This is a genomic window from Gracilibacillus sp. D59 (assembly GCF_052246695.1).
Lineage (GTDB): Bacteria > Bacillota > Bacilli > Bacillales > Amphibacillaceae > Gracilibacillus.
Window position 1 is genome coordinate 25,229 of sequence record NZ_JBQQCK010000010.1, and the last position, 12,343, is coordinate 37,571.

Consider the following 12,343-nt stretch of genomic DNA (forward strand, 5'->3'; position numbering starts at 1 on the left):
CACATGTTTATGAACAAAATTCTCCTTGTGTGCATCAACATGTATGCATCATTCGCTTTTGGAGTGGAGAATAATGTTTATGTCCCAGACTCATTAGTGAATTTTACTTAAGGGTTCTCAATTTCATACAAGTTGCTGTTGAACTTTGATAGATAATTTATGAAAGATAAAATACATCGAAAATGCTAGAATACTCCCGAAGATCATGATAAAAATCGGTGCAAAGATAGTAATCGTGATTGCTCCAACTATTGTTACTAACAGCAATAGTGTATGAATAAAGTAACCTAACGATAGAAATAAAGCATTCTTAAGTGTTTGTAAAATTGAAAGTTCATAATGCACTAAAACAAAAAAGATATAAATGGTCATAAAAATAAATAGCATAATGGAAAATATCAACAAGGCAAATACTACAATCTTTCCAGTAAACTCTACTTGTTGCAGAATGGACCAATCAACAAATAAAATCACCCCCGCAATCGTCCATAAGACGCCAATAATAAAGCTTCTTTTAAAGTTTTCCCTAAATAGTGAAAAAAACAATCGAATCGATCCGGCATCTGTACCTTCTGAATGCCATTTACGAACAACGCCAAACAAAGCTGTTGTCGCGGGAAAAATAGTTAAAATTGGTACACAACAAATAATCCAAATTGCATTGAGTAATACAAAGTAGGCGAAAATATCAAGTATGCGGAAGAAAATGTTTTCTGATTTGTTCATATCATTACCCTCATTTGTACATAGTTATATTTTTACTGCTTAAAGAGGAATCTCGGACTACTAATTTAGGATCTACTAATACTGAACATGGATCAGTATTTCCATTTATTAAATCATGCAGCATATAAGCTGCTAACTTTCCCATTTTATCCTTATCCTGCTTTACAGTAGAAAGTGGAGGATCACTATAACGACAAGCTTCGATACCATCACAACCTACTAGCTTTATATCGTTAGGTACATGCAATTCCTCTTCTTTCAACGCTTTTAATGCACCTAGCGCCATCATGTCAGAAGCTGCGTAAACCGCCTCTGGATATGGTCTCTCAGCTAGTATTCGTTTCATCGCTTGATAACCACTATCTTCAAAGTAATTACCATATTGAATCCAATTTGGTCTAATAGACATTCCGAAAAGATTCATAAAGTGAGTAAAAGCCTCTTTACGAAGATTAGATATGATCGAATCCTCCGGACCTGCAATAAACGCCACCTCTTTGATAGAGTTTAAGTAAAGATATTCTACGACTTTCGCGGATACCTTTCCATTATCTGTAGACACATAGCTTGATCTTGGTCCCTTCAGTTCAATATCGACTCCTACGCAAGGTACATTACTTTGATCTAATTCATCAACAGCTTCCTCTAATTGTTCCCCAGCAATAATGACACAGCCGTCCAGTTGGAAATGTTTACATCTGGATACATAATCCTCTTTCATCCTACTAAATTTGTCATTAGAAAAAACTAGAATATCATATCCTAGTTTTCCTATTGCATTCTTAAAAGCATTGACCACTTCATTAAAAAAAGGATGACTAAATTCCACATGAACTTCTCCAGCATAAATCAAACCAATAAGATTTGACTTTTTTGTCGCCAATGACTTCGCTGAAAAACTAGGTTGATATCCCGTTTCTTCAATTACTTTATTGACTTTTTTTATCGTTTTCGGACTAATACTACCGGTTTTATTGATTACTTTTGATACGGTACCTGGTGACACTCCTGCCATAATGGCTATCTCTCTAATTGTTAGTTTCATGTGAATCCCTCTATTTTTTATATTGGATGTACTATCTTAACTTTTCACCGCACCTTCAGTTAGACTTTGAATAAATAGTCTATTTAATAACAAGAACACGATAATCAACGGTACAGTAGCCCAAAAAGTTCCAGACAAGATCATACCATTATCACGAACGTAGTTATCGATTAAACCACGTAAAGCAACTTGGATGGTGAACGATGATTCTTCTCGCAGGACAACAAGTGGCCATAGAAAGTCATTCCAGATATACATAAACTTAATAATCGCTAAGGTTGCAAACGCCGGAATGATAACTGGCACGGCAATGTTCCAATATACTCTAAAGTTAGAGCAACCATCAATCTTAGCAGCATCTACCAGTTCATACGGAACATTACTACTAATATACTGCCTCATCCAAAATATACCAAACGCATCAATTAATCCCGGTACAATAATTGCTTTTAAATCGTTCAACCAATCTAGTTTTGTAATGATGAAATATTGTGGAATTAAGCCAAGCTGTGGTGGTATCATCATCGTTACTAGGATAAAAATAAACAAGACATCTTTACCCTTAAAAGCAAATTTAGCGAACGCAAAACCTGCAAGAGAACATAGAAACAATACACCTATTGTTGTAACAGTTGATACAATAAGCGAGTTCCAAATAGCACCAAAGAAATCAATGGTATCTATTACTTTTTTAAAGTTTGTCACTAATTCTGCTCCTGGAATAAACGCCGGCGGAACACTATTAATCGCACTATTATGGTTTGTTGCCATTACAAACATCCAATACAACGGAAATATGGATAGAAAGGTAGCAATGGCAAGTAGTGCATACACAAACATCTTCGAAATTGAAACCTTATTAGATCCGACTTTTTCACTCATTGACTAACCCTCCTTATCGCCCAATCCGATTTGCAATAAATACGTTAATTGAGGATATGATAATAATAATAATAAATAAGATAATCGCAGCTGCTGAAGCTGGACCGAATGATAAATTAGTAAATGCTTCACGATATAAATAGAGCACTACGGTTATTCCTTCTTCTCTGAAAGATCGACCAATGTAAATTAAAGGCTCGGTAAATAGTTGCAATGCACCAATTGTTGAAGTAAACACAGTTAAAATAATAATTGGTCGTAACATAGGAATAGTAATATACTGTATTTTCTGTCTAATTGTAGCCCCATCAATTTGAGCGGCTTCATAAAGTTCATTCGGAATAGCTTGAAGACCCGCAAGATAAATAATGGTGTTGTAACCAACCCAACGCCAAAAGACCATTGTGGAGATTGCTATTTTTACCCCCCACCACGACGTTCCCCAATTAACAGGATCCACTCCGAACCAACTAAGGATTACGTTAAATAAGCCAAACTCCTGACTATTAAACATAATTCCAAAAACGATTGCAACTGCAACTGTCGACGTTACATAAGGCATAAATATGGACACTCGGAAAAAGCTTTTCATTTTTATTAATGCTGAATTTAACGCATATGCCAAAATAATACCTATTAACAATTGTGGGAGTGTTCCTAATATCCACATAATTAACGTATTAGTTAAAGAAGTCCAAAATATTTCATCAGTAAGCACCCATTTAAAGTTTTGCAAACCGATATATTCCATTTCTCCTAGACCGTTCCACTTTTGAAACCCTAGGTAAAAACTAAAAAGAATTGGAAATAGTCCAAAAATAGCAAACAATATAAAGAAAGGGGAAACATATAAGTAGCCTGAGATAGCTTCTTTTGTTTTCTCACTCAAGGATGATTTTTTTTTGTGCGTTTTTATTGATACGTCTGTTCGAGACATTTCATTCTCTCCTTTCACTGATTTCAAACGGTCTATGAATGAAGACCATAGACCGTTTGATAATCATCCTTATTGTCTCTCTAATTGTGTGTTAATACGTTCGACAGCGGCATCCCATTCTTCCTGAGGATCTGTACCTTCGACAGCAACATTTGTAAGAGCTGTATTCAGTTCTGTGTCAACTATTGAATAATTAACACCCATATAAACCGTTTTCACTGATTGAGCAGCCTCTGCAAAGATTTTCGCAGTCGGAGCACCATTGAAGTATTCATCAGTAGTTGCTAGGAATTCTTCATTTTCATATACATCAGGTGTAGAAGGGAATAATCCAGCAATTTCAAATGATCTCAATTGTTGCTCTGGTGCTGTTAACCAAGAAATGAAATCAAATGCTTCTTGTGGGTATTCAGATTCTGCCGGGATGGTTAAGAAAGAACCTCCCCAGTTACCAGCTCCTTCAGGAATAGATGCAATATCCCATTTCCCACCTGCGTCTGGTGCATTACCTTTCACATTAGCTACCATCCAACCAGGAGCACCAGGCATTGTAGCGTAACTTCCTTCCGCCATTGCACTTCCCCATTCAGGAGTCCAAAGTTCATTTTGACCGATTAAACCTTCTTCAATCATTTTAGTAGTATAATCATAAGCTTCTTTAACAGTATCTTCGATGATCAATTCACCGTCTTTATTAAAATATTGTTGATCTTGTTGATCTCTAATTGCATTGAACACAAGCTGTGGAGCGTCTGCCATAGGTTTACCTGTTTCAGCTTTTACTTTTTTAGCTGCCTCATAATACGCATCCCATGTATCAATCTCTGCAGCAAGTTCTTCACGATCCGTTGGAAGTCCAGCTGCTTCCATTACATCCGTACGATAGAACATTGTTGTTGGTCCAATATCAGTTGGTAAACCGATTTGGAAAGATCCGTCAACATTTTGAGCCTGAGCCCACTTCCAATCAAGGAAATTTCCAGAAACATCTTCAGCACCATAGTCGTTTAAATTGTAGAATTGATCTGATGCTTCTAAGAATTTTTCAATCTGGCTAATTTCAATCTGTGCAATGTCTGGTGCACCGCTTCCAGCTGAAATAGATGTAAACAAGTTATTGTGCATATCATTCATTTCACCTTCGTTAATCGTGATTTCAACGTTAGGATGTTCTTCCATGTATTCGTCTACTAATTCACCATAACCTGTACTACCAAAGATCCAAAAATCTAACGATACTTTTTCACCGCCACCACTACCATCACTACCACCGCTATCATCACTTCCTGCACTCTCATTGTCATCACTACAAGCAACTAAAGCGACTAATAGTGAAGAAAATACAACTAACATTAACCATTTTTTCATGATTACTAACCCCCGTATTTGTATAATTTATAAAAGCCTAACAACAATAAAGAATTTTACTAAGACTTCCTACCTCTACTTACTTTTTTTGTAGAATACAGTGTTGTATTTTGCTAGAAAAAGAAATCGGTTTCCTTAAAAGCGAAAAAAATAACTTAATAATTACGCTGCAGCATATTGAATCCGCTTTCTCAGTTCATTATATTACTACAACATTACAAAATCAATAGTTTTCTTGTAATATTTCTTTGTAAATTATTCTTATAAAGAAATCGGTTTCCTTTCCGATGAATTTTATAGTTCTGATTAACAATTAAGATATGGTAACAAGTTAATAAGAAATTTAACATCTGAACCTCTAAGCTTTTGTCGACTAACCCACCTCCTCCACCCCTCTCCAAGACTTCTTTAGTACTCTAACTAACTCTATTTACTCTAAAATAAGTAAATAGGCTGTGACAAAAGTTATTTGATAAAAATAAAATCCGAACGATTATGTGAATTTCTACAATTAGAAATTCGCATAATCGTTCAGATTTTTCAATTGCATAATAGGAAGATAACGTCTAGTAACTCTGGTGCCAGCTTCCCCTTTCCGTGGGGTTTTATCTTCAAAGAAAACAAAACATTCCCACAGGAGTGAAAGCAGGCACCCACTTTGATCAATAGTTACACCTCATCAGTTACTGCGCATAATCCTTTTTATGTTCATTTTAATTTATTTCATTATTCGCCTTTGGAGTGGAAACAATTAATTTGACCCTGCCCCTATCGATAACGATATTTTAATAAACACTGGTCTAAAAAATCTTGCGGCAGTTTTTTGACAGCTCTTTGCCATATATTAATATGAACAAATGCAAAAAGACTTACAACTGCAATAATTAACATTGGGAAATACAAACCGACAATTGCAAATATAGCTCCTATAGCTCCTATTAACAAAATATCTGGTAATATGGTAATCGACGCAATCCAAGCATGTTTCCATAACTTTAACCCTTTTAAATGAGACGTTACGGTTAATGGGAGCATCGCTATTAAGATAGAAATGAAGATACTTACTGCAAACAACCAAATCACTTGCATTAAAACGTGTATAAATCCGTTAAATGTCGGGATAATGCTTACATTTACAGCTATGATAATCGCAATCACACCTACATTAATTCCAAGAAATAGCGTATTTCTAAAATTCATTTTAAAAGCTTGAAAAAATGTCTTCCATACCCCAATAATATCTACTCCATTTTTCGACCATTCCAAGACGACAGCATACATAGCAACAGTTGCGGGAATCACCGTAACAATTCCTAATGAAAAGAAAAACCATAACAACTGTAATGCCAAAAATGAAGCAAACACATGTAAAATACGAAACAGCATTGTTTCAGCCTGGTTCATCCCATCACCCATTTCTCATTTATTATTTTACACTATAATGTAGTTTGTAGTATAAGAAAAACTAAAGCTTTCGCGCTAACGATAAGTCAAGTTTTTCTATGAATTATTTTGTTAACATTATAGCCGTTTTCTAAAATAATAAACGTACCTTATGAGAATTAGCTGATTAAATTTCACCGGAATCTCTAATAATTAATTCAGGGTCAACATATACAGATTTTTGTACTTTTCTTTCGTTAATTATATCGTGCAGGATATTGGCTGCCAGCCTGCCGATTTTAACTTGATCCTGTTTGACGGTTGCCAATGCTGGGTCACTATATCTGCATGCCTCAATATCATCACAGCCAATTATTTTTATGTCCTCCGGAACCGATAACCCCGCTTCTTTAACCGCTTTCATAGCTCCTAACGCCATCATATCAGACACTGCATAGACTGCATCCGGTATACTTTTTCCCTGTAGAATTTCTTTCATTTTTTCATAGCCACTTTCTTCAAAATAGTTACCGTATTTAATCCATTCATCTCGGAGGTCCATTCCAAAATCTTGCATCGATTGAACAAACGACACTTTACGCACATTAGATATAGTCGAATCTTTTTGTCCACCAATAAACGCCATTTTTCGGATGCCATTCAAATAAAAATATTCGACAACCTGTCTTGATATCTTATCATTATCTGTCATTACATAACTGGAACGCTCTCCAGACAATTCTAAATCGACAGCAACTGTTGGAATATCACTTTGATCTAATTGATAGATCGCTTCTTCGATATGTTCCCCTGCAATGATTAAACAACCATCTAATTGATAGTGTTTTGCTCGTGCAACATAGTCTTCTTTCCCAATATTAAACGCTTGGTTCGAAAAAATGAGAATATCGTAACCGAGCTGCCCTACCGCATTTTTAAAGGCATTAATAACTTGGTTAAAAAAAGGATGATTGAATTCTACATGTACTTCCCCTGCATATATAAGACCAATCATATTCGATTTTTTCGTTGCTAGAGCTTTTGCTGAAAAACTTGGTTGATAACCTGTATCTTCTATAACTTTCTTTACTTTTTGAATCGTCTTAGGGCTAATGCTGCCAGTTTGGTTGATTACTTTTGAAACAGTTCCTGGTGAAACCCCTGCCATTTTTGCAATTTCTCTTATCGTCAACTTCATGATTTTATCCCTCTGCCTCTTTATCTAGTTAAATGTCCGAACAATCAAAACATTTCCTACTCTATTTTTAGCTTTTTACTGCCCCTTCTGTCAAGCTAGAAAGTAAATAATCATACAATAATAATGATTAATGGTACGGTATTCAACATATTCGATAGATTATTTTCCGTTAATCTACCTAACACAACCTGACCGTATAAGTAGAAGCTTTTCCTATGCCAAGCAACGTGACCACATGTTAACATCATGCATCCAAGGAATACTTCCTAAGCAAATGCTTCTTCATACTAGGATAATGAAGAAGCTACTCCCTTATCAGAGAGTAGCTTCTCATCTATTATTTCATTTCTGGAATTACTCTTACTTCCTTCTTCATTTCTGATTTACATATTGGACATGCTGGTTCTTCTTCAAATGAATAATTCTCACGCATCCAGCCTTGACAATCATCACTTACACAAGACCAAACATTAGTCTCGACTTTTTGTACGGGTTCTTTCTGGTTATTAAAATAAGCCATAGGGCACTCCCTTTCGTGGGTTATACCTCTATTATACGCTTATTTATCCATAAATACAAAGTTATCCGGAAAAACCTTTCAAAGTGAAGCGATAATTGTAAGAACGATTGGCATGTAAACGATATTCTGGATGAACCTGTTGTCCCCAACTATCATCGCCTCCAACGCCCATTTGCCAGCCGTTTACACGAACAGAAACTTTATCAGACTCAGGGAGTTTATAATGGTGACTAGCTTCCTCCAGTTCAAACGGCGTATAGGATAGAGCATTTACTTCAACTGTTGGATCTCCTGTTATCTTCAAACCATTTCCTTGCTCATCGAAAAGCTCTAACCAGCGGACACCACACTTATTTCCACTTTCCTGTGGCTTTAAATAAGGCTGTAGTTGATCTGCTACTTTTCCATTATGAATAGCAACCTTTCCGCTTTTTTGTCGATCCCAATATGTTTCATGAGGGCCTTTTCCATACCATGTGATATTTTCAAAAGTAGCATCGGTCTCAAAACGCATACCTATCTCTGGTATATCTGCTAATCCTTCTCCAGGTAGTAATTGTTGTTCTACTTCAATTGTACCTGTCGGATTAACTGAGTATGTTATTTTCACCATTGAAATGCTAGAAGTTGGCAGGCGATAACTTGCTTCTACCGTTACATTTCTTTCACCATTATTGACTTTGAAATGAATTAATTGCCTTTCCATACTTGCTGATCGCCATTGTTGACTAGTTTGATCAACTTTTGCACCTCGATCATTATCTGTCATTGCTCGCCAATAATTAGGTACAAGTGGCTGTTTAATAAACTCGATATCATTCACTTGATAGGAGGATAATAATCCTGATTCCTTTTCAAATGTAACCGCAAATTGTTCACCAGTAATACGATAGACATTAGCATCTTCTTCAATATTCACCTTACCATCGACCGGTTCCTTAACTGAAGCAGCAGGGATAACAAATTGTTCAAAAGCAACTTCATGATCCGTTTCTGCCCAGAATGGTGCATGATCATAAATTACCTGCAATGTTACTATATGTTCTTTTGTTGGTTGAAATTGTTCACTTTGATAAGATAATTTTACAATTTGCTCACTTCCGGCATCTGCATCTAATGGATGAATACCAGACTCTAGTACTTCTCCGTTCTCTTCCACCGTCCAAACTAATTTATATTCTTTTAAACTTTGGAAAAGATTTTTATTAATAACTTTAAATTCACCTGTCTTCAAATTGACTGTTGCAAAGTCAATATTGCGGTAGCATGCTTTAGTCTCTATCAGTTTTGGAGAAACAGTACCATCAGCAAATATTAAACCATCTCCGGCAAAGTTACCATCATGTGGTGATTCACCAAAGTCACCGCCATAAGCGAGAAATTCCGTACCATCCTTTGTTTGATGTCTTAGAGCTTGATCCTTCCAGTCCCAAATAAACCCACCTTGCAAAGAAGGATACTTATCAAATAGCTCTGTATATTTGTGCAGATTACCTGTTGAGTTCCCCATGGAATGACTGTATTCACACAAGATATACGGCTTTTTATCACCAGGTTGATTCGCATAAAATTCTAATTCCTGTGGACTGCGATACATCGTCGTTTCCATATCAGATGCACCATCAGACGGACGGTAATGAAATACCCCTTCATAATGAACAAGACGTGTCGGATCTACCTCTTTAAAATAGTCATACATTTTCAAGAAGTTATCTCCACCAAATGATTCATTGCCAAGTGACCAAATAATAACAGATGGATGATTTTTATCTCGTTCATACATCGATTGACAACGATCTAACACATTAGCTGTCCATTCTGGTTTACTGCCTGGTAGTGAATCTTCCAATGTTTCTTGTCCATATCGCCAAGTACCATGTGTTTCAAGATTCGTTTCGTCAATTACGTACAATCCGTACTGATCACATAAATCATACCATTTCGGATGGTTTGGATAATGTGATGTTCGAACTGCATTAATATTGTATTGTTTCATGAGGACAATGTCATCGATCATATCCTGCTCTGTTACGGATCGTCCTCTGTCTGCTGTAAACTCATGTCGATTGACGCCTTTGAAAATAATTCGTTTTCCATTAATATGCATGATATTGTCGATCAACTCAAATTGACGGAAACCAACTTTTGTTGCAAAAACTTCAAGCACCTCATCATTGTCACCTGTTAATGTAAAAATGAGCGTATATAAATACGGATCCTCTGCACTCCATTTTCTAGGATTTCGTATTGTAGTCTTAGTAGTTACTTCTGCTTTGTCTTTTTTAGTGATATCAAGTTCCACCGACTGTTTTGATACGACCTCATTGTTATCCGTCAATAATTCTACTTCCAAACGACTGGCAGAGAATGACTTTTGATTATAGTTGAGCAGTTTTGCTTGTACTTCCAATTCTGCATTTTCATAGTTTTGATCAAAAGTAGTTCGAACACGATGGTCATATAGATGAATGTCTGGTAAAGCATATAAGTAAACATCACGGAAAATCCCGCTCATACGCCAGAAATCTTGATCCTCTAACCAGCTTGCATCTGCCCAGCGATAGACTTCTACTGCTAATTTATTTTCTCCACTTTGTAAATATGGAGTCAGGTTAAATTCAGCAGGTGTAAATGTGTCTTCGCTATATCCGACAAGTTCCCCATTTAACCATACGTAAAAAGCCACTTCGACTCCGGCAAAATGTAATACGACCGGCTGATCAGTCCAGTCATCTGGTAACGTAAAGGTTGTCACATATTGACCAACCGGATTATAATTGGTTGGAGCAAATGGTGCTTCAATGTCTTCATGTTCAATCCAAGGATATCGTGTATTGACATATTGAGGGTAATCATACCCTTCTAATTGCCAGTGAGCCGGCACCTGAATTTTGTCCCAATCAGACACATCATAATCTGTTTGGTAAAAGTCTTTCACTTTTGTATCAGGATTTTCCGAAAAGTGAAAATGCCATTTACCATTAAGGTTTTTGTAATACGGTGACTTTTCTTTCCGTTGTGACAAAGCTTGCTCACGATTTTGATAGGCAATTGCTAAAGCATGCTGTGGCATTCGGTTTAATTGAAATATTTCAGGATTGTTATTCCATTCCGGATAACCATTTTCCGGTGGTGTGTAGCTTAATTTTGATTTGTTTAACATGAAAAAGCCCCTCCTCGGTTTGAAATCGGATACATTTCGTACTAAAATATTGAGTTTTCTTAGGTAGTATAATAAAATAATTAGTAAAACTAGTCAAGTTAAATTTTACTTATTTTACTTAAAGGTAGTGAATGTTATGGCAACGATTAAAGAAATTGCTGAAAAAGCAGGTGTTTCGATTGCAACGGTCTCCCGTGTTTTAAATTACGATCCGAAACTATCTGTAGGTGATGAAACGAAAAAAAGAATCTTTGAAATCGCAGAATCCCTGTCCTATCAAAAAAAGGCTCCTCGGAAAAAATTGACGAGGAGAATAGCTTTTGTACACTGGGTTACCGAAAGAGAAGAACTTACCGATTTATATTACATGGGGATTCGGCACGGAATTGAAGAACAAGCTGACCAACATCATCTGCACTTATTAAAATATACGATACATGAACTGCATGATATACCGAATGATATAGATGGGATCCTTGCTGTCGGACGTTTTAGTAAAAAACAAATAGAGCAATTCAAACAACTGACACAGCATGTTGTTCTAGTCGATTCAGACATTGAACATGACGGGTGTGATGCAGTATTAACAGATTTTAAAACCGTCATTAAGCAGGCTGTTGATCATCTCTTAGATCAGGATATTACGAGAATTGGATTTATTGGTGGGAAAGAAAGGTTACAAGGAACAGCTACTCCTGCTAAGGATATTCGAGAATACTATTTCCGCGAATGTTTAACAGAGAAGGCATTATTAAATGAAGACCTGATCTTATTAGATCATTTTAATGTTGACAGTGGTTATGAGTTAATGCATCAATTTCTGGAAAAGCCTCTGGCAAACAACACAGGTTTTATCGCTGCAAATGATCCACTTGCCATTGGAGCACTAAAAGCGATAAATGAGGCTAACATTAAGATACCTGACCATATCAGTTTAATCGGGATTAATGATATCAGTGTATCGAAGTATGTTTATCCTGCATTAACTAGTGTTCGTATTGAAAAAGAGTTAATGGGAAAAACAGCAGTAGATCTCATCATGGAACGTTTACGAGATGATCGGCAAATTTGCAAGAAAGTTTACATTGATACTAGCTTAATAAAACGAGAAACAACCTGAT

At 36.2% G+C, this 12,343-nt stretch carries 10 protein-coding genes; 1 reads left to right on the forward strand and 9 read right to left on the reverse strand.

What is annotated here, in order from left to right:
• Positions 1–123: 123 nt before the first annotated feature.
• The 9 genes from ACTWP4_RS16120 to ACTWP4_RS16160 form a co-directional block, all read right to left on the reverse strand.
• Complete coding sequence (locus tag ACTWP4_RS16120) at positions 124–726, reverse strand: YesL family protein (RefSeq protein ID WP_443129813.1); 603 nt, start codon at positions 724–726, stop codon at positions 124–126.
• A gap of 10 nt (positions 727–736) precedes the next feature.
• The gene (locus tag ACTWP4_RS16125) at positions 737–1,771 is read right to left on the reverse strand and encodes a LacI family DNA-binding transcriptional regulator (protein ID WP_443129814.1); all 1,035 of its coding nucleotides are present in this window, start codon (positions 1,769–1,771) and stop codon (positions 737–739) included.
• 36 nt (positions 1,772–1,807) lie between these two features.
• The gene (locus ACTWP4_RS16130) at positions 1,808–2,653 is read right to left on the reverse strand and encodes a carbohydrate ABC transporter permease (protein WP_443129815.1); all 846 of its coding nucleotides are present in this window, start codon (positions 2,651–2,653) and stop codon (positions 1,808–1,810) included.
• A gap of 13 nt (positions 2,654–2,666) precedes the next feature.
• Positions 2,667–3,590: a carbohydrate ABC transporter permease gene (locus tag ACTWP4_RS16135; RefSeq protein WP_443129816.1), complete on the reverse strand. Its 924-nt coding sequence runs from the start codon at positions 3,588–3,590 to the stop codon at positions 2,667–2,669.
• A 69-nt stretch (positions 3,591–3,659) separates the two neighbouring features.
• Positions 3,660–4,958, reverse strand: coding sequence for an ABC transporter substrate-binding protein (locus tag ACTWP4_RS16140; RefSeq protein ID WP_443129817.1), 1,299 nt, complete (start codon positions 4,956–4,958; stop codon positions 3,660–3,662).
• A gap of 768 nt (positions 4,959–5,726) precedes the next feature.
• Positions 5,727–6,362 carry a YesL family protein gene (locus tag ACTWP4_RS16145; protein WP_443129818.1) on the reverse strand — a complete coding sequence of 212 codons (636 nt, stop codon included), beginning with the start codon at positions 6,360–6,362 and terminating at the stop codon, positions 5,727–5,729.
• 166 nt (positions 6,363–6,528) lie between these two features.
• Entirely contained in the window at positions 6,529–7,563 is a 1,035-nt protein-coding gene (locus ACTWP4_RS16150; protein ID WP_443129928.1) for a LacI family DNA-binding transcriptional regulator, read from the reverse strand.
• Between the two features lie 313 nt (positions 7,564–7,876).
• A complete protein-coding gene (locus ACTWP4_RS16155) occupies positions 7,877–8,059 on the reverse strand; it encodes a cold-shock protein (protein WP_443129819.1) in 183 nt (60 codons plus the stop codon).
• A 61-nt stretch (positions 8,060–8,120) separates the two neighbouring features.
• Positions 8,121–11,222, reverse strand: a complete 3,102-nt coding sequence (locus tag ACTWP4_RS16160) for a glycoside hydrolase family 2 TIM barrel-domain containing protein (protein WP_443129820.1) — start codon at positions 11,220–11,222, stop codon at positions 8,121–8,123.
• 136 nt (positions 11,223–11,358) lie between these two features.
• Between ACTWP4_RS16160 and ACTWP4_RS16165 the strand changes: the two genes are divergently transcribed.
• A complete protein-coding gene (locus ACTWP4_RS16165; RefSeq protein WP_443129821.1) occupies positions 11,359–12,342 on the forward strand; it encodes a LacI family DNA-binding transcriptional regulator in 984 nt (327 codons plus the stop codon).
• Position 12,343: the final 1 nt, after the last annotated feature.